Raw genomic sequence first — 19,983 nt, forward strand, 5'->3', positions numbered from 1 at the left:
AGAAGATTCCAAATCTTCTATAATTCTGGATTTGGAATCTTTTCAACATTTAAATGAATTGTATCTTTGAGTTGTACTAACTCTACACCAGCAGCCTTTAACATACGCTTGCTGGCAATATTTGTATCTACACCATTATACTTATCAGATTCATAGACAATGCGATGAATTCCAGATTGTATAATTGCTTTTGCACATTCATTGCATGGAAATAAGGATACATAAATCGTACATCCTGCAACTGGCCATTTTGAATTTAAGATAGCATTTAACTCTGCATGTACAACAAAGGCATACTTTGAATCTAATGTATCGCCATCACGTCCCCAAGGGAAAACTTCATCAGAACATCCCTTTGGAAAACCATTGTATCCAACAGATACAACACGGTGGTTGTCATCAACAATCGCAGCACCAACCTTTGTGTTTGGGTCTTTAGAACGTAACGCCGATAAGTGAGCAAGCCCCATAAAATACTCGTCCCAGCTTAAGATGTTTTTTTGTGTTGTCATAACTTATTCCTTTCCTAGTACATTTACCAGTCCATCATCTAATCCATATACTGTATCTAATCTTTCTGCTAAGAAATATGAATACTCACGTAATGGACCGTTGTGTAAAATCTGTAATACTTTATAATCCGTTCCTAAATAGCGTGAGCGAGTTGGAATAGAGCGATTTTGCCATGAAATAAAACATAGAACAATGACCAAACCAACTAGAGCGACGATATGATTAATGCGTTTATAAACCTCTTCTTTCTCAGTAGTAATAAAGCCATATATAATTAGCCCTGTTACAAACCCACCTAAATGTGCATGTACAGAGATATTTGGTAAGAAGTTTAATAAGAGATTGATAAATAACATGTTCATTAACGCTGCACGTACTGGCGGCATTCTCCAACCACCTGTACGTAGAATTAGCGTTATATACGCCGCAAGCAATCCATAGATTCCACCAGAAAGTCCTACCACAAAACTATTCTCTGGTGAAGCTAATACGAATAACGAACCAACAATAATGGATGGAATTAAAATTAATAAATATTTTCTTACTCCTAAGAGTGGCTCAAAGATTTTACCAAGTGATAACAATGCCATCATGTTCATAGCTAAATGCCACAAATCAACATGAACAAATCCAGCTGTTAGTAAACGCCAGTACTCACCTGCTAAAACAAAAGGCTTATAGAAAGCACCAATCAAAATTGAATTGGTAATTGTACTATCGCTTGGAAATAGCTGAATAAACAGCCATACCGCAAAACATATTGCGATAATAACATTTGTCGCAACAGTCTTTCTTTGTTTCATTACGCTACCCTCTTACGCAAAATCGCAAGTAATTTTTCAAAGTATTCTGGTAGTGGTGCGTGGAATGTCATTGTTTCTCCGGTCGTAGGATGAACAAGTGTTAATTCACTTGCGTGTAGTACTTGTCCCTCTGTATCCATGTATGGACATGGTTGACCATACTTATCATCACCCATGACTGGATGATTAATATATTTCATATGTGCTCTAATTTGGTGCGTTCTACCTGTCTCTAAACGACATTCTAGATACGTTGCGACATTAAAACGTTCTAGTACATGGAAATGTGTTCTTGCGTCACGACTATTTTCTTCAGTAACCTTCATACGTTGACGATCACGTTGATCACGTCCAATTGGCGCATCGATTAAACCATCATCATGTGTGATATTTCCAACAACAATTGTTTTATAGACACGATGACAAGTCTTATTCTCTAATTGCTTGGCAATCGCCTCATGCGCTTTATCATTCTTGCATGCCACAATACAGCCTGTCGTATCTTTATCGATACGATGAACAATTCCTGGACGAATCACACCATTAATACCTGATAGATCTTTACAGTGATATAACAATGCGTTTACCATCGTATTGGAATAATTTCCAGGAGCTGGATGAACTACCATACCCTTTGGTTTATTGATAACGATAATATCAGAATCTTCATACAAAATATCTAATGGAATATTCTCAGGAAGAATATCGACAGGACGATCTTCAGGCACATCGCAGCTAATTTCATCACCACTTACAACCTTTAATGAACTCTTTGCAACTTTTCCATTAACAAAAATCATGCCCTCATCTGCGAGTTGTTGCACGCGTGTTCTAGATAGTTCTGTATTAGAACTTAAATATTTATCTAATCTTTCTTTTGTATCTTCACTTACGATCCACGTTTGTTTTGCCATTATTTTCTTCCTTCCATGTTGCGATTAACAATAAAAATACACCAATACATAAAGCCATGTCCGCAACATTAAACACTGGGAAATCATAGCCAAAAATATAGAAATTCAAGAAGTCTCTTACGTAATTCAAGAATAAGCGATCAATCAGATTACCTGCTGCACCACCAATCATTAGCGCAAGTGCGATTCCGGTTAAAAAATCAGTTTTCTTAATAAATAAATACCAAGCCATTAGACCAATCGCTACTGCCGCAACGAGTGCTAGTAATCCCTGCTGTCCAGATAGTAAGGACCAAGCCATACCGGTATTTTGTACATATGTAATATGAAAGAAACCTTCTATTACAGGGATATCATGTAACAAGCCTAAACTAGCTGCCCACATCTTTGTGCATAAATCAATTAATACTGTAACGATAATAATACCGATATAAATCATAACTACCTCAATTCTTTCGTAAACTATAGTTCTTTGTAAATACTGCAAACTCTAAGAGTTCAAAAGGTTCATAGCGTGAAACTAGCTTTTCATATGCGGCTTCAAACATAGATCCTTCTGTTTCTTCGAACAATCTTTTTTGAAGTCTTTCATGTAATGTGGCTGATTCTTCCTTATCGAATACTTCATGACGAACAGCCACAACTTCATCATTACCACTTACAAAGACAATTTCAAACGCAAACAAATTTTCAGATTTGATTGCCTCAATAAAGTCATGGTCTCCATCCTTTGCATAGAATGGTAAGTCACTAGCTTCCAAGCAATCAAATATCTCTAATATAAACGCATCGATAATCCCTTTTTGTATAAAGGATATGGTCACATCAGATGTCTTTAATCTATTTAATTCCTCTGTTGTCCATATATCATCCTTTACTACAAATAAGAATGTATTATCTTTAAAATCAATCCAAATTCCATTTTCACAAGAAGGATATTTCTGACCAACTTGAAAAATTGTATGTGTAGTATTTTTATTCATGTTACTCATTTTAACATCCTCCTATCAAATACTTTAGTGTTTCTTTAAGAAGTTTGTTACAAATTCCAATTGTGATAATGCATAGTAATACATATCACCAATCATGTTATACGCAAGATCTTCCGATAGTACTCCACAATTTAAATCTTCAGGAAGTTTTCCATCGTTATGTGCTTGTGCATCATCAAACCAATCCTGACTACTATAATACTTACTAACCGCATCATACTTCTTCATTACACGCTTTAGTTTTTTTGTTGCCTTGATTGTTTCTGCAAGCACGGCATTTACTTCATTCATATTTGCTTCCATTGTTTCAATACGTTCTACTTGTTTTGTTTTCTTTTTCATATTTATCACCTTTTAATATTTTAGCATAACTTAGAAAAAGATACCCTAGGGTATCTTTATTCAATTGCATTTACGATGTCTAATACTGCTTCTTTAATCTTCGCATTTACTGCAAGAGCTTCTTTGCGAGAGGCTTGCTTTGTATAGAAGTAGAACTTAATCTTTGGCTCTGTTCCAGATGGACGTACCGCAAACCAACTATCGTTATCTAAGTAGAAACGTAATACGTTAGATGCAGGAATATCTTCATATCCGTGTAAGTAATCAATTACCTTCTCTACTTTGTATCCAGCAACTTCTGTTGGTAGATTGTTTCTAATAGAAACCATCATACGCTTGATACGTTCTGCACCTGCAATACCTTCTAATACAAGATTTGGTTCATCTTCTGCATAGAAGCCATACTTCTCATATAACTCCTGTAATACATTCCATAATGTCTTACCTTGCTTGCGATAGTACGCTGCAGCTTCTGCTACTAACATACCAGCAGAGATTCCATCCTTATCACGGATATCAACACTAGCTGCGTAACCTACGGATTCTTCATAACCGAATAGATAAGTATATCCCTGTTCAAGTAATGCAGGAATACGTCCGCAAATATTCTTGAAGCCTGTTAATGCTTCATACATTTCAACACCATACGCATTTGCCATGACAGTACTCATTGTAGAAGTAACAATAGACTTAATCATGACACCCTTTTCAGGTAATGTTCCAGCGCTCTTGTGACCTTCTAAGATGTAATTAACCAATAAGTATCCTGTCTGGTTACCATTTAATGGGATATAGTTACCATCATCATCACGTAATTCAATTGCGAAACGGTCACTATCTGGGTCAGTAGCCATTAATAATTCTGCACCAACCTTCTTACCAAGTTCTTCACTCATCTTGAAGGCTGCAGGGCTTTCAGGGTTAGGATAACCAACTGTTGTAAAGTCTGGATCTGGATCTTTCTGTTCTGGAACGATATGCCAATTCGTAAATCCACGGTCCTTCATCATTGTTGCAAATGGAATAGAACCAGCACCATTGAGCGGTGTATAAACAAGTGGAATATTTAAGTCAATTTCATCGCCACTATGGATTGCTAGACTTTCTACAAGATCTAAATATGCACGGTCATATTCTTCAGATAATACAACAATCTTTCCTGAAGCTACACCTTCATTGAAGTCTGACTTTTTTATACCATTCCAAATATCAACTGCATTGATTCTTTCTTCCATACCATCTGCTACAGTACTACTAACCTGACAACCATCATTCCAATACGCTTTATAACCATTGTATTCCTTTGGATTATGAGAAGCTGTAATATTAATACCAGATGTTGTACCTAATTTACGAATCATAAACGCAAGTTCAGGGGTTGGACGTAAGTCTGGGAAGACATAAGTCTTAATTCCATTCGCTGCGAAAATACCAGCAGATAACTGTGAGAATTCTTTGGAGAAGTGACGTGGATCATGTGCAATGACAATACCCTTATCCATCGCTTCTTGTCCCTGTGCACAGATATACTCTGCTACACCTTGACTTGCTTTGCCAACTGTATAGAAGTTCATGCGGTTAGTACCAGCACCTACAATGCCACGTAAACCAGCAGTACCAAATGCTAAATTTTGATAAAAACGCTCTTTAATTTCATTATCGTTATCCTTGATAGCCAACAATTCATCTTTCAGGGGGTCACCCTCAGGTAACATTTGAACCCATTCTTCATATCTTTGTTTATAATCCATTATTTTTAACCCTCCGATTATGTATCTTCATTTTAAACTAAAACAAGAAATGTTGAAACAATGGGAAGATAAATTCATAAAGCACAACAATCTGTTCCTATCAATTAAAAAGCAGACCGCAAAAGCCTGCTTTACTTTTTACTTAACGATTGGAAATTCAAACCAGAATGTACTGCCTTCTCCAGGATTACTAATAACACCATATTTAGCATCATGTAGTTCGAGTATCTCTTTGACAATTGCTAAACCGATACCAGAACCATTTGATACACGTACATGTTCCTTGTCAATCTTATAATAACGATCCCAAATCTTAGCGATATCTTCTTTGGCAATCCCTTCTCCAAAGTCTTGAATTTCGACACGAACCACATCATCCACTTTTTTCTCACGGACAATAATATGCTTTTTATCACCACTGTAGTTGATTGCATTTGTCATGAAGTTATTAAACACTTGTTCAATACGTTTCATATCTGCGTTGATAATCGCTTCATCGGCTAATTCAGTATCAATCGTGAAACCTTCTTGCATGTGATAAACATCATATTTTTGTAACTGTGTTTGAAGGACTTTCGTTAAATCAAAATTTTCTTTTTCTAGGCGGATCTTTTCTTCCTGTAATTTTGATAAATCTAACAAGTCATTCACCAGTGCATTTAAACGTTTTGATTCATCAATAATGACTTGAATATTTTCATCTGTCTTCTCTTCTGGAAGATCTTTCATCATCTCACCATAACCTGAAATCATCGTTAATGGTGTACGTAAATCATGTGATACATTCGCAATTAAATCACGTTTCGCTTTATCAGCTTTCTGTATATCCTGAGCAGCTGTTAATAATGTATCATTTAATTCTTCTGCTTCTCGATAGTTTTGTACTGTAACACGTTCATATTTACCCTCTGGCAATGACTTTGCAGATTGATTGATTAAAATTAATGGACGTGCAATTGTACGGTACATAATATATGTCAGTACTAATACTGCAAGCAAGATAATTGCAGAGATATACCACATTTGCATCGATAATGTTTTCTTTGTCGTAGAAATTGGTGTGATATTACTGTAAACCATAACGATTGATTTATTACCATCGTGGTCTTTAATAATACGAGTATACGTAATATTACGGAAACGTTCACCATTGGTTGGTGTAATCAAGTTTGTATCTTGTACAACCATTGATTCACCCTTACCACTATTTTCAGCATTTGCTATCTGCGTTAGGATCTCATTGGAAGACATCTTGTATAAACGACAACCTAGATTTCCACTATCAGATTCAAAGTACGTATCCTCATACGTACCTGGAAAGATATTAGATTCTCGTAATACGCGAATGCATGTTTCATTGGTCTCTTGAACAATATTGATATATTGTTCAATATCATCCGCATCATCTTCTTCTTTTACGACATTTACTACTGCATTTGATACATTCTCTACCGTACGCTTTTTACTTGCCTCATACATCGGCTCTAGTAGAACAGCTTGAAATATAAATACAATAGCCACAAGTACAAATGAGAACACAGAAAGATATAAACCAATCTTCCAGCGTAGACTAATATTCTTTTTTGATTTAGGCGTCAACTTTTTCAAAACGATAGCCAACTCCTCTCAATGTAATAATATACTTTGCATAATCACCTAAGTTCTTACGCAATAGTTTAATATGCGTATCAAGAGTACGATCATCACCAAAGAAGTCATAACCCCAAACATTTTGTAAGAGTTGTTCACGTGTTAACGCAATACCCTTGTTTTTTACGAGATAGACAAGCAATTCATATTCCTTTGGGGATAACTGAATACGTTGTCCTTCGATTGTAACGGTACGTGCAGAATAATCAATTACCATTTCATCCACCTTGAACTGTTCATTTGATACAGTCTCAACTGGATGAACTCTTTTTAAGATTGCATGAATTCGCATCATTAACTCTTTGGAAGAGAATGGTTTTACAACATAATCGTCAACACCAACATCAAAACCATGAATACGATCATATTCTTCACCTAAGGCGGATAATAGGATAAATGGTAAATGTGGCTTTGTCTTTTTAATTTCTTTTACTGCAGAAAAGCCATCCAAATGAGGCATCATAATATCCATGACAACAAGATCATAGTGATTCTTTTCGCATAGTTCTACTGCTTCCATGCCATCCGCAGCTTCAGCTGTTTCAAAACCTTCATGTTTTGCATATTTGATAATCAGTTCGCGAATCTTCGCTTCATCATCTACGATCAAAATCTTTGTCATGGAACATCCTCCTTATGAGTATCTTAGTAAAACTATGTGAACGAAACGTGAATACTTTAAATACTTTCGATGAATTCTGCTACAACATCTAATTCTGGAACAACTACTTCATCGATACTACCCTTATCTGCAGCAGCCGGAATCTCTGGATTCATTGGAATCTGTGCAAGTAGCGGTAAGTGATACTTCTCTGCCACTTCGTGAGCATGTGACTTACCAAAGACATAAATCTTTTCATCACAGTTCGGACATTGAACATAAGACATATTTTCAACAAGACCTAGTACCTTGATGTTCATCATAGATGCCATGTTAATTGCTTTTTCAACTACCATGGATACTAAATCCTGTGGACTTGTTACTACAATAATTCCATCAAGTGGTACAGATTGGAATAATGTTAATGGAACATCACTTGTTCCTGGAGGCATATCTACAAACATGTAGTCTACTGCTTCCCATAATACTTCTGAATAGAACTGTTGCAGAATAGAAGCCACCATCGGACCACGCCATATAACTGGTGTCTCATCCTTATCAAGCAACATATTCGATGAAATTAACTGCATTCCATTCTTTGTGATTGCTGGATAAATAGTACCCTTAAAGCCTTCTGCCTTAGATGTAACTCCAAAAGACTTACCTTGAGAAGGTCCTGTAATATCACCATCTAATACAGCTACTCTATGATTTCTCTTTTGCATCATAGATGCCAACATCGATGTCACAAATGACTTACCTACTCCACCTTTACCTGATACAATACCAATTACTTTTTTGACGCTAGCGCCCTCATGTAATTCAAATTTCTGAATACCTTTTTTATTAGGCATACGGAAGCCATAATCTTCCGGTGTTTTTCCTTTTGCGTTTCTTTCACTCATTTTCATCACCTCTTTACCCATTTTACTATAAACACTGATAATTTTTCTCTATTTTGCCTATATTCAAGATATATATGATATTATTGTTGCGTTAAAGGAGATATATCATGTCAGGATATGTAGTTGTAGGTTCCCAATGGGGCGATGAAGGAAAAGGAAAAGTCGTCGATTTACTAGGAACTAACGTCAATATGGTTGTCCGTTTCCAAGGTGGTAATAATGCTGGACATACCGTTGTCGTAAATAATAAAAAGATCATTTTACATTTATTACCATCAGGTATTTTAAACGCTGATGCCACATGCATTATTGGCCCTGGTGTTGTCGTTAATCTATCTGTGTTATTCAAGGAAATTGAAACATTAGAGTCTCAAGGTTTTACATGTGATCACCTAAAGATTAGTGACCGTGCTCACCTCATCATGCCATATCATGTAAAGATTGATGAACTACAAGAGTTACGTGCTGGTGCTGGTAAGATTGGAACAACAAAGAACGGTATTGGTCCATGCTATGCGGATAAATATACACGTATTGGTATTCGTGTTTGTGACCTACGTGATTGGGACGTATTCCAAGAAAAACTAAAGATTGTTCTTGCACAAAAGAATGAAGAAATTGTTAAACTCTTTAATTCAGAACCATTTGATTACGATGAAATGGTAGCTACATTCAAAGAGTATAGAGAACGTCTATTACCAATGATCTGTGATGCGACAGATAAAATCAATAAAGCATTAGACGCAAAACAAGTTGTTTTATTTGAAGGTGCACAAGCGAATATGTTGGATATTAACTATGGTACATATCCATATGTAACTTCATCATCCCCTACAGCTGCAGGTGTATGCGAAGGCGCTGGTGTATCTCCACGTAAATTAGACCACATTATTGGTGTAACAAAAGCATACTCCACACGTGTTGGTGAAGGACCGTTTGTTACTGAGTTACAAGGTGATGAAGCACATGCTCTTCGTGAAAAAGGTTTTGAATATGGTGCTACAACAGGCAGACCACGTCGTGTTGGTTGGTTAGACTTACCAGTTGTTCGCCAAGCTGTTTTAATTAACGGTCTAACAGAGATGGCACTAACAAAACTAGATATCCTAACAGGCTATGATAAGTTACCTGTATGTGTAGGATACGAAATTGATGGTAAGGAGTACGATACAGTTCCAGCATCTCTAAAAGACTATGCTAAGGCAAGGCCAATTTATAAATATTTTGATGGCTGGCAAGAAGATATATCTAATGCTAGATCATTTGATGAGTTACCTGCTAACTGTCAAAAGTATGTACGCTTCATCGAAGAATACACAGGTACAAAGTTCTGCTTAGTATCAGTAGGACCAGATCGTAACGCAAACATCGTATTAAGAGATATTCTTAAATAGTCATTGAATCCATATCACTTTCTGATATGGATTTTTTATATAAAAAAGTCGACAGAATATTTCCATCGACATTTTTAGTTTTAGAAAATTTGATTAGACTTGTATCTATTTACGGCTGTAACACTAAATGCTACAAAAGCCGCAAGTAATGCTGCAACATATCCCGCTAGATTTGTAGTATCTGCTGTCTTAGGTGTAGAAGCAGCTGGTGTAGATGGTGTTGGAGCAGGAGTTGGTGTAGCAACTAATGCATATTCATAGACAACATGAGATACTCCCTCTGCTAAAACACCAGTAGCTGGAGCAGATGTAGCACTTGTTCCTACAAGTGTATATTCTTTGCCATCATAAGTAATAGACTGTGGTGCTTCATTTCCATCATCCGCTGTATTGTATGCAGCCAATGCACCATCAGCGTTATATAGTGGTCTTAAAATAGTATCAATATAAGTAGCTTTAATAGAAGTACCTTCGCCAGAAATTACATAGTCAACTACAACAGAGCCTAACTGTAAATGTGAAACATCTTGGTCAGCCATATCTTCTTTTTCAGAGATATAATAAGTTACTGCGCTATTTGCTCGTAAAGTAAAGATTTTAGCATACGCGAAGAATGTATTCTCATCAATGTTTATATCATTTGGAATTGTTGTCCAGTCACCATTATTTGGCGTAATGTATGTAGATGATTTCGCAACAGATTTAATTAAGTGTCCGTTAGATACATAACTATCATCTATAGAAGCTGGATCACCAAATCCACCATACTCTACATTTCCATTATTACCATCAAAAAGATTATGATTTGCATATTCTTCTAGATGTTGTGCACCTGATTCATAACCGACAATTCCGCCCTCTTGGCTTGCTTTCCAAACCATTCTTGCATCAATTGGTAGATACTTAATATTCTTAGCATCTTCTAGAGGAAGTGTTACTTCAACTTTGATTGCTTGGCTTAAATTAACATTGCTGTATACATTATAGAATTTCACTTTATCGTAAGATTCATCTTCCATGTTTTTTGTAACATAGTATGCTGTTTTACCATTTTGAACTTCTTCAGCAGTTGGAAGATTATATGCGTATACATCTGGATTATTTACAACATCTACATCATCTACATCAACACCAACCATTGGTACATTTACTGGCACAGGATTAGAGTTCGCATCTCTTGTCCCTACTAGAGTAAATTTAATATCTGTATAAGGTAAATTTGGAAGACACATACGAAGGTCACTAACAGTCTGTCCATGGTCGCTTGAATGCATTCTTTGGAACGCTACGATATAGGAATATGTAACTCCTTGACCATCTTCACTTAACTTTGCTGGTAAACCTTCAACATTAACATGTCCACCTTCTTCAACGAGGTTATCATTTAGCACTGGTGTAGATGGAGAAGATGAAGCTGGAATAGTTGATGTAGGAACAGAATCCGGCAATGAACTATTATCAGGTATTGATTCATTATCTGGATTAAATTCTGGTGTGGATTCTGGAGCATTTTCTTCATTAGATTCTGTCCATACTGTAGGATCATTCTCCTCCGCATAAGTAGCGTAATTTCCAGCAAATACTAGACTTGCTGAAATAGCCATGCATGCACCAATATTGATAAGTTGTTTTTTCATTGACTGTCCTCCATAATTGATATTTTCAACATTGAATATGTAGTTAAACCACAACATTTTACGTTGTATATATACCTTTGTCAATGCATATGACCTACATTTGACACAACGTACAATTTGCTACATTTATATATATTTAAATCAAAAAAACTGTATGGTTATTTGACCATACAGCGTATAAGAAGTTTATCTATAAATTTATAGAATTCCAACGCGTTTGTAGATTTCATCTACGTTACGTACATGATACATTGGATCAAAACAATCTTCGATTTCTTCTAATGTTAGAGTACTTGTAACTTCAGGATTTGCTAACATGAGTTCCTTGAAGTTGAGATGATTCTCCCATGCATTAATGGCTTGTGGTTGAACTGTATCATATGCTTTTTCACGAGACCAACCCTTCTCAATCAGCTTTAACATGAAGCGTTGTGAGAAGATAACTCCATTGGTTAGCCAGATATTCTTTTTCATATTCTCTGGGAATACAGTTAAATCTTTTAAGATTTTACCAAAACGCGTTAACATGTAATCCAATAATTCTGTTGCATCTGGACAGATGATACGTTCTACACCAGAATGAGAGATATCTCTTTCATGCCATAATGGAATATCTTCATACGCTGCTAGCATATATCCACGCATCACTCTTGCGGCACCACAAATATTCTCAGAACCGATTGGGTTACGCTTATGTGGCATTGCACTGGAACCCTTCTGTCCTTTATTGAAATGTTCTTCCGCTTCGCGAACTTCCGTTCTCTGTAGGTGACGGATTTCTGTTGCCATCTGTTCTAATGAAGAAGCGATTAGTCCTAAGATTGCGAAATAGTGTGCATGACGATCACGTTGTAGTACCTGTGTAGAAATAGCAGCACTTTGAATCCCTAACTTTTCACATACATAATCCTGTACGAATGGTGGAATATTTGCGAATGTTCCGACCGCTCCAGAAATCTTACCTGCCTCAACATCCTTACATGCAAGTTCAAAGCGTTCCAAATTACGCTTCATTTCTTCATACCATAATGCAAATACAAGACCAAAGGTTGTAATTTCCGCATGTACACCATGGGTTCTACCCATCATAACTGTATCTTTGTATTTGAGTGCGTTTGTTTTCAAGATATCCATAAACGTATGAATATCTTCACGCAAAATCTGATTTGCATTCTTGAAGCGAATACCATTGGCTGTATCTACAACATCTGTAGAAGTAACACCATAGTGAATCCACTTCTTTTCTTCACCAAGACTTTCGGATACACATCTTGTAAATGCGACTACATCATGTCTTGTTTCCTGTTCGATTTCTAGAATACGGTTTACATCAAACTTTGCATTTGCACGAATCTTTTCTACATCTTCTGCTGGAATTTCTCCAAGCTTAGACCAAGCTTCATCGATTAGAATTTCAACATCTAACCATGCCTGAAACTTTGCCTCTTCACTCCATACATCACGCATTACCTGTCGGGAATATCTTTCAATCATAGCCTCTCTCCTTTTTGTTCAGAAACAACTGCTTGATTTATTTTTCAAGTATGTCATTTACATACTTGCGTGCATCCTCAATGTTATCAGCCACCACAAGTACAACAACTCTACCATTATCCTCTAATACAGCATTCGATATTTTAAAAACTTCAGTTGGATAATTGTTTTCAATTGTTACTTTCTGGGTATCTAGATATTTTAGTAAGTGCTCACGTAGTACATCAACACTCGTATCTTCATCAGCCACAAAGACCGCAATTGTATTAGAGTTTCCTTTATCTATTGCAAGATAAGCAATCTTATCATCTGTTAGATCTTCGCCCTGCATAAAGACACTATCCATTACTTTATCGCTTACCTGTTCCATAGAATCGGTTAAGTTTAGTTTACGTAATAATTGTGAAGCAACTTTCCCTGCATCTAACACACGATTTGTATCATGTGTTTCGGAAGTGTTACGACGAGTTGTGCAACCTACTAGGAAACATAGTGTTAATACAACGATTAATTTCTTCAACATGAATCTAACCCTCGTTTTCCTTAGGAGTGGAATAACTCACCATTATCTGTTTCTTCTGTACCAAATTGTGGAAGCTCTGGTAATTCGTCTAAACTCAATAGTTTAAAGGAATCTAAGAATTCATCTGTAACAGAATATAGTATTGGTCTTCCAGCTGCTTCACTACGACCATCTTCTTGAATAAGACCTCTAGCTACGAGCTTACGTAACATCACATCTGCACCAACACCACGAATTTCTTCAATTTCAACACGTGTAATTGGTTGTTTATATGCAATAATCGCAAGCGTTTCTAAAGCCGCATTAGAGAGTTTAGCTTCTGTAGAAGTTTGGAACAACTTCTTTGCAGCGTCATGAATAGTTGCCTTGGATAAGAAACGATACTTTTCTCCAAAGCGCGCAATCTCTATGCCACGACTTTCCTGTAAGTAATATTTCTGTAGCTCATCAAATAATTCTGCCACATATTCTTCTGTCGCATCCATAGATGCGGCAGCCTGCTCAATGGATAAGCCATCATCCCCACAAAGGAATAATAGACCTTCTAATATTGCTAGCATACGCTCTTTTGGATCTGGTTGTTGTTGGTCTGATGATGAAGTTGTCTCATCAAATTCTTCATCCAATACAGCAGCGTTATCTTCTACGATTGTCTGATTTTCCATCTCACTCATTCACCATCTCTCCTCTTCTAAACCAAATAACTTCCTGTTCATCAACTGTAAAAAATAACTTATGTTGACGTGCAAGATCTAAAACAGCTAGGAATGTCGCAATAAACATCTGCGGTTCATGAACATCGTCTAATAATGCTTCAAAGCGGAAGGTTTCAGGTAAGCGGTCTAACTTAGCACGTACTTCAATCTGACGATCTTCCATCGAAATCTCTTTGACTGTATAACGTGCCTCAATTGGCTTAGACAACTGCATACGCATTAAGATACGCTTCATTGCCTTCATTAAATCATATGGATTGCCTTCTACCTTCATCTCTTCATCAGAATGCTTCATCCATTGATCAACTTCCGTACTAAGGGGTCTACCCATCATCATTTGACGTTCTTCGAATAAGGCATTCAAAGTTTCACTAATTTCTTTATATTGCTGGTATTCCAACAAGCGACGAACCAAGCGTTCCTTTGGATCTTCTTCATACGCATCTTCTAACTCTTCCTTATTACCAGGAATCATTTTCTTAGACTTATATTCGATTAAAGTCGCTAACTCCGCCAAATACTCACCCGCAATTTCTAAATGCAATTGTTGCATAGAGTTTAAGTACGCAATGTATTGGTCCGTTAACTCGTTCATATCTAAGTCCATCAAATCCATCTGTTTCTCTTTGATGAGATGTAACATTAAATCAAGTGGACCATCAAATTTTTCTATCGTTACCTTGAATTCTTCCATATTTTTTACCTTTTGCATTATATCAAATAATCCAGTATCTAACCATATCAATCTGATGTTACCGACAATGGCAAATAAAAAAACTACCCAAAGGTAGTTTTTTTATCCAACAACAATATTGACAATACGGTTTGGCACAACAATAAGCTTACGTACTGTCTTTCCTTCCATCTGTGCTTGTACAGATGGTAAAGCTAGTGCCATCTCTTCTACAACCTTCTTGTCTTCATCTATATTTGCCATAAATTTACCGCGAACCTTGCCGTTGACCTGTACAACCATTTCAACTTGATTCTTTACTAGTTTACTTTCATCGTAGGTTGGCCAAGCTTCAAATGTCAGAGTATTATCATGACCTAAGAATTGCCATAGTTCTTCCCCTAAGTGTGGTGCATAGCACGCAAACATTTGTACAAAGCCTTTCATATATGGCTTGTAGAGAGTTTCAGCCTTATAACATTCATTGATGAAAATCATCATCTGTGAAATTGCAGTGTTGAGATTTAAGCTTTCGATATCGCTTGTGACCTTCTTAACCGTCGCATGATAGACTTCATCTAAAGAGCCATCATTTGTATCACTAAGTTTATTAGATTCTACAATCAAGCGATGTACACGTTCTAACCACTTATGTGCACCATCTACACCCTGCTCACTCCATGGCTTGCTGGCTTCTAATGGTCCCATAAACATTTCATATAGACGTACAGTATCTGCACCATATTGTTCAATCAATACATTTGGATCAATCGCAAACTCAGGATAACGCTTACCCATCTTAATACCATTTGCACCCAAGATCATACCTTGATGAACTAATTTCTGGAATGGTTCTTTTGTAGAAACGATGCCCTTATCATAAAGATAACGATTCCACATACGAGAGTACAACAAGTGTCCTACTGCATGTTCTGGTCCACCGACATAAAGGTCGACTGGCATCCAGTGTTTGAGAAGTTCTGAATCTGCGATAGCTTTGTCATTCTTTGGATCAATATAGCGTAAGAAGTACCAACTACTACCAGCAGAACCTGGCATTGTACTTGTTTCACGCTTTCCCTTAATACCATCAATTGTTACATTTACCCATTCTTCATCTTTGGCAAGTGGGGATTGTCCACCCTTACTTGGTTTATAGTCATCTAATACCGGAAGTACGAGTGGTAACTCCTCATCACTAATTGCCACATAGCGATTATCTTCAAGATAAACGACAGGAATTGGTTCACCCCAATATCTTTGACGAGCAAAAATCCATTCACGAATCTTATAGTTAATCTTCTTTTGACCGATATGATTGGATTCCAACCATTCAATCATCTTATCAATAGCTTCTTGCTTATTTAAACCATCAAGCCATTCAGAGTTAATATGTAAACCATCTTGTGTCCAAGCTTCTTGCGTTACATCACCACCAGCTAGTACAGGAATGATCTCCATACCAAATTTTTTCGCAAATGCATAGTCACGTTCATCATGGGCAGGCACAGCCATGATTGCGCCTGTTCCATAGCTTGCTAGGACATAGTCAGAAATCCAGATTGGAATCTTCTTACCATTTACTGGGTTAATCGCATATGCACCAGTAAATACACCTGTCTTATCTTTGTTTAGTTCTGTACGTTCCAAATCAGATTTTGTTGCACATTCTTTTCGATATGCTTCTACTACTTCTTTTTGCTCGCTACTTACGATCTTTTCCACAAGTACATGTTCTGGAGCGAGCACACAGTATGTAGCGCCAAACAATGTATCACAACGAGTTGTAAAGACAACAAAGCTATCATCATGACCATCAACCTTAAAAGTTACCTGTGCACCAATGGACTTACCAATCCAGTTACGCTGAATTTCCTTTGTGGACTCTGGCCAGTCAATTGTTTCTAGTCCTTCCAATAACTTTTCAGCATACGCTGGAATATCGATTACCCATTGACGCATATTCTTACGAACGACAGGATATCCTCCACGTTCACTCTTGCCATCAATGACTTCATCATTGGAAAGTACTGTACCTAATTCTTCACACCAGTTTACTGGCATATCAACACACTTTGCCAAGCCATCTTCAAAAAGACGCTTGAAGATCCATTGTGTCCAGTGATAGAAAGAAGGATCTGCTGTAGAAATCTCACGGTCCCAATCATAACTAAAACCAAAGGCACGTAACTGTTTCTTAAATGTCTCAATATTCTTTTCTGTAAATGTAGCTGGATTATTTCCTGTCTTAATTGCATATTGTTCTGCAGGTAAGCCAAATGCATCAAATCCCATTGGGTGTAATACATTAAAGCCCTGCATACGCTTCATACGACAGATAACGTCCGTTGCTGTATATCCTTCTGGATGACCTGCATGCAAACCAGAACCAGATGGATATGGGAACATATCTAACGCATAATACTTAGGCTTTGAAAAATCATAACCATCCGTTTTAAATGTTTGATGTTCATCCCAATACTGTTGCCACTTCGTTTCAATCTTCTTGTGATCAAATGACATAATCAAATCTCCTTCTCAAAATAAAAAACGTCCTACTCTAAGGACGTTATATACGCGGTACCACCTTAGTTTATGATCGTAAATCAATCATACACCTCAAATCTTCTTTAACGCAGAAGTTACGTTTGCTCAAAAGTTGAGTTCATGTAGGTCATCATACCGTGTCACATCAACCCACGGCTTTCTGGAAATGAATCGCTCACTACTATTCTTTATCACTGCATTACCAATATATTAACAATCATCATCCATTTTTTCAATGCTTAATGATGACAACCACAATGATGCTTTGCAATGTCTGGATTATAGGTAAGAGTACCTTCAAGATAGGCAAGTACTGCATCATCTGCTCTACCGCTAACGCCACCAAATATTTGAATGCCATTGGAAGATAGAGTTTGTTGAACTGGTAACCCAAATCCCCCTGCAATCACTACATTTGCACCTAACTCTAACGTTATCTGACACATTACTACATGTCCTTGTCCATTTGGTACATAATCTTTTGTATGAAGAACTATATTACCTTCGACGTCATACAAACGAAACGCAGGTGTATGACCAAAGTGTTGATAAATCATATCATTTTCAATTGGAACCAAAATTTTCATATCGCTCTCCTCAATAGACGATTATCGTAATAATCCCGTTAAATCATCCAGAATATAATCTGGATGTAATTCATCATTTATACCTTGTTTCATCATTTCTTCGCTTCCTGCAACATAGAATGTTAACATTCCTAACTGTAGTGCTGGCACAATATCTTTTTTAAAGCGATTACCAATCATGATTGTTTCACTTAAGGAATACGGTAGATGACTGCTTGCGGACTTCAGTAATATCTTTGTGCCACAACCAAAGTTCATCGCTTTCACACCAGCCGCATACTCAAGCATGCGTACAATTGTACCGTTACCAATCTTTTCTACTTGATCAACAAGTTGAATACGGCGATGGTCGACAGATACAAGTTGACTTCCTTGTCTTAGTTGGATAAAGACATCTTGGTATTCATCGTAAGATAAACTACTATCCATTCCAACAAAGAAATATTGTGGACGATGGTGTGTAATATGAAACCCTGTATCAGTTAGTACCTGACGTATCCCTTTACCACCGATGTAATCTACATCGATCGCCTTCTTATCATGTGCAACAATATACTCCACTGCAGCCATTGTCGAAGTATAGATATTCTCTTTTCTAATACCATGAATGCCACAATGTTCTAACTGATTTATAATTTCATCAACCGTTACAGATGAACGCTCTGTTAAAATCAGATAACTAATATTCTCCATTTGGAAAGACTGAATTAGTTCTTTGGCACCTGGCATTGCTTGTTTTTGTTGCATCAATGTTTCTAATTGAATGATATACCCTTTATTCCTTAACATTTTCTTCCCTCGTGTGCTTATTGTATCACATAGATGTGATATGATTATACACGCGAGGAAAACACATGAAACAAATTCAAAAGATATTACTGATTTTGGGTATTATATTCGGTTTAGTTTTATATCTATTAGTAGATGCCTTCTTGCTTGCTCCAAGAAAGTATACGGTACGCTATCAGACACTGACATCGGATAAGATTCCACAAGATCTTAATAACACCAAAATCTTATATGTCTCTGATATCTACTATGGTAATCACATGAATCAAAATCGTTTACAAAAGCTAGTAGATACAATCAATCGCATTGCTCCTGATGCAGTGGTATTTGGTGGTGATATCTATGCACCTAATGCAACGATTACTACCGAAACGGATGGTGAAGTCACCACTGCCCTATCTTCCATTAAAGCCCCACTCGGAAAATTTGCAGTATTAGGTGATCAAGATTGTGCTACTGCTGATATAAAGTCTCATGTCTTATCAATTTTACAGACTGCAAACTTTGAAGTCATCTCAAATAGTTCTGTATCTATTCATAATGGTTCATCCGGATTTATTTCTTTAGTAGGACTAGAGAATGAATTGAATAGTACACCTGATGTTAACGCTGCTTACGCTAACGTCAGCAATGAAAACTATGTCATTTCAGTATGTCATACACCAGATACAGCATCTCTTGTCCCACTCGATACAACAGACTACTTCCTAGCAGGTCATTCTTTGGGTGGACAAGCATATTACTTCTTAGGAGCCTATTATGCACCTGATAAGGCAGTAAACTACTTGCGTGGGAAACATTTGATTCAAAATACATTCGTACTTGATATTTCAAATGGTGTTGGTACGATTGGTGTCGATATGCGTTTCTTAAGCCCAGCTGAAGTTGTATGTTATACATTAAAGTCAACAGCTCCAGTAGCAGAAACCAATACAGCACCAGGAGTATTCAATGATAATCCACAAGCAACACCTACACCAGAACCTACTCCAGAAACAACTCCAGAGCCTACGGTTGAACCAACTCCTACACCAGAGGCAGTTCCAACACCAACTCCAACGCCTGAAGTTGATCCTAACGCTACACCAACACCGGTTCCAACTGTAGCGCCATAACAATGCATAAATAACAAATCCACCTAAGGGTGGATTT

At 36.9% G+C, this 19,983-nt stretch carries 20 protein-coding genes and 1 other annotated feature; of the genes, 2 read left to right on the forward strand and 18 right to left on the reverse strand.

Going from position 1 to position 19,983, the window contains the following annotated elements; translation table 11 throughout:
* Nucleotides 1-17: 17 nt before the first annotated feature.
* From RYK16_RS01920 to RYK16_RS01965, 10 genes are all read right to left on the reverse strand, one after another.
* Nucleotides 18-512, reverse strand: a complete 495-nt coding sequence (locus tag RYK16_RS01920; RefSeq protein ID WP_294207559.1) for a dCMP deaminase family protein — start codon at nucleotides 510-512, stop codon at nucleotides 18-20.
* 3 nt (nucleotides 513-515) lie between these two features.
* Nucleotides 516-1,316, reverse strand: coding sequence for a rhomboid family intramembrane serine protease (locus RYK16_RS01925; RefSeq protein WP_314850409.1), 801 nt, complete (start codon nucleotides 1,314-1,316; stop codon nucleotides 516-518).
* Nucleotides 1,316-2,230: an RluA family pseudouridine synthase gene (locus tag RYK16_RS01930; protein ID WP_314850411.1), complete on the reverse strand. Its 915-nt coding sequence runs from the start codon at nucleotides 2,228-2,230 to the stop codon at nucleotides 1,316-1,318. The genes RYK16_RS01925 and RYK16_RS01930 overlap by 1 nt, the downstream gene beginning before the upstream one ends.
* A complete protein-coding gene (gene lspA, locus RYK16_RS01935; RefSeq protein WP_314850413.1) occupies nucleotides 2,202-2,669 on the reverse strand; it encodes a signal peptidase II in 468 nt (155 codons plus the stop codon). Before lspA ends, RYK16_RS01930 begins: the two co-directional genes overlap by 29 nt.
* A 7-nt stretch (nucleotides 2,670-2,676) precedes the next feature.
* The gene (locus RYK16_RS01940) at nucleotides 2,677-3,222 is read right to left on the reverse strand and encodes a hypothetical protein (protein ID WP_314850414.1); all 546 of its coding nucleotides are present in this window, start codon (nucleotides 3,220-3,222) and stop codon (nucleotides 2,677-2,679) included.
* A 24-nt stretch (nucleotides 3,223-3,246) separates the two neighbouring features.
* Nucleotides 3,247-3,564: a DUF4298 domain-containing protein gene (locus RYK16_RS01945; RefSeq protein ID WP_314850415.1), complete on the reverse strand. Its 318-nt coding sequence runs from the start codon at nucleotides 3,562-3,564 to the stop codon at nucleotides 3,247-3,249.
* Between the two features lie 56 nt (nucleotides 3,565-3,620).
* Nucleotides 3,621-5,315 carry a phospho-sugar mutase gene (locus RYK16_RS01950; protein ID WP_314850416.1) on the reverse strand — a complete coding sequence of 565 codons (1,695 nt, stop codon included), beginning with the start codon at nucleotides 5,313-5,315 and terminating at the stop codon, nucleotides 3,621-3,623.
* 138 nt (nucleotides 5,316-5,453) lie between these two features.
* Complete coding sequence (locus RYK16_RS01955) at nucleotides 5,454-6,923, reverse strand: HAMP domain-containing sensor histidine kinase (RefSeq protein WP_314850417.1); 1,470 nt, start codon at nucleotides 6,921-6,923, stop codon at nucleotides 5,454-5,456.
* Nucleotides 6,904-7,587, reverse strand: coding sequence for a response regulator transcription factor (locus RYK16_RS01960; protein ID WP_314850418.1), 684 nt, complete (start codon nucleotides 7,585-7,587; stop codon nucleotides 6,904-6,906). The genes RYK16_RS01955 and RYK16_RS01960 overlap by 20 nt, the downstream gene beginning before the upstream one ends.
* Nucleotides 7,588-7,643: 56 nt before the next feature.
* Complete coding sequence (locus RYK16_RS01965) at nucleotides 7,644-8,471, reverse strand: Mrp/NBP35 family ATP-binding protein (RefSeq protein WP_314850419.1); 828 nt, start codon at nucleotides 8,469-8,471, stop codon at nucleotides 7,644-7,646.
* A 107-nt stretch (nucleotides 8,472-8,578) separates the two neighbouring features.
* Between RYK16_RS01965 and RYK16_RS01970 the strand changes: the two genes are divergently transcribed.
* On the forward strand, nucleotides 8,579-9,865 hold the full coding sequence (locus RYK16_RS01970) for an adenylosuccinate synthase (RefSeq protein ID WP_314850420.1): 1,287 nt from the start codon (nucleotides 8,579-8,581) through the stop codon (nucleotides 9,863-9,865).
* Nucleotides 9,866-9,945: 80 nt separating this feature from the next.
* Here RYK16_RS01970 and RYK16_RS01975 read toward each other — a convergent pair whose 3' ends face one another.
* The 8 genes from RYK16_RS01975 to RYK16_RS02010 form a co-directional block, all read right to left on the reverse strand.
* On the reverse strand, nucleotides 9,946-11,502 hold the full coding sequence (locus RYK16_RS01975) for a hypothetical protein (RefSeq protein WP_314850421.1): 1,557 nt from the start codon (nucleotides 11,500-11,502) through the stop codon (nucleotides 9,946-9,948).
* A gap of 198 nt (nucleotides 11,503-11,700) precedes the next feature.
* Nucleotides 11,701-12,996 (reverse strand): adenylosuccinate lyase, encoded by a 1,296-nt coding sequence (gene purB / locus RYK16_RS01980; RefSeq protein WP_314850422.1) that lies wholly within the window; start codon nucleotides 12,994-12,996, stop codon nucleotides 11,701-11,703.
* A gap of 37 nt (nucleotides 12,997-13,033) precedes the next feature.
* Entirely contained in the window at nucleotides 13,034-13,519 is a 486-nt protein-coding gene (locus tag RYK16_RS01985) for a DUF4358 domain-containing protein (protein ID WP_314850423.1), read from the reverse strand.
* Nucleotides 13,520-13,539: 20 nt separating this feature from the next.
* Nucleotides 13,540-14,193, reverse strand: a complete 654-nt coding sequence (gene scpB, locus RYK16_RS01990; RefSeq protein WP_314850424.1) for an SMC-Scp complex subunit ScpB — start codon at nucleotides 14,191-14,193, stop codon at nucleotides 13,540-13,542.
* The gene (locus tag RYK16_RS01995; protein ID WP_314850426.1) at nucleotides 14,186-14,929 is read right to left on the reverse strand and encodes a segregation/condensation protein A; all 744 of its coding nucleotides are present in this window, start codon (nucleotides 14,927-14,929) and stop codon (nucleotides 14,186-14,188) included. The genes scpB and RYK16_RS01995 overlap by 8 nt, the downstream gene beginning before the upstream one ends.
* 102 nt (nucleotides 14,930-15,031) lie before the next feature.
* Complete coding sequence (gene leuS, locus RYK16_RS02000; protein ID WP_314850428.1) at nucleotides 15,032-17,431, reverse strand: leucine--tRNA ligase; 2,400 nt, start codon at nucleotides 17,429-17,431, stop codon at nucleotides 15,032-15,034.
* Nucleotides 17,432-17,467: 36 nt separating this feature from the next.
* Nucleotides 17,468-17,659 (reverse strand) — a binding site (T-box leader).
* A 35-nt stretch (nucleotides 17,660-17,694) separates the two neighbouring features.
* On the reverse strand, nucleotides 17,695-18,042 hold the full coding sequence (locus tag RYK16_RS02005; protein ID WP_314850429.1) for a NifB/NifX family molybdenum-iron cluster-binding protein: 348 nt from the start codon (nucleotides 18,040-18,042) through the stop codon (nucleotides 17,695-17,697).
* A gap of 21 nt (nucleotides 18,043-18,063) precedes the next feature.
* Complete coding sequence (locus RYK16_RS02010) at nucleotides 18,064-18,831, reverse strand: HAD hydrolase-like protein (protein WP_314850431.1); 768 nt, start codon at nucleotides 18,829-18,831, stop codon at nucleotides 18,064-18,066.
* Nucleotides 18,832-18,896: 65 nt separating this feature from the next.
* Here RYK16_RS02010 and RYK16_RS02015 point away from each other — a divergent pair, with 65 nt between their 5' ends.
* Nucleotides 18,897-19,946, forward strand: a complete 1,050-nt coding sequence (locus RYK16_RS02015; protein ID WP_314850433.1) for a hypothetical protein — start codon at nucleotides 18,897-18,899, stop codon at nucleotides 19,944-19,946.
* The last annotated feature ends 37 nt before the right edge of the window (nucleotides 19,947-19,983 follow it).

Origin of the sequence: uncultured Solobacterium sp. (assembly GCF_963550625.1) — a bacterium.
Taxonomy (GTDB): domain Bacteria; phylum Bacillota_I; class Bacilli_A; order Erysipelotrichales; family Erysipelotrichaceae; genus Bulleidia.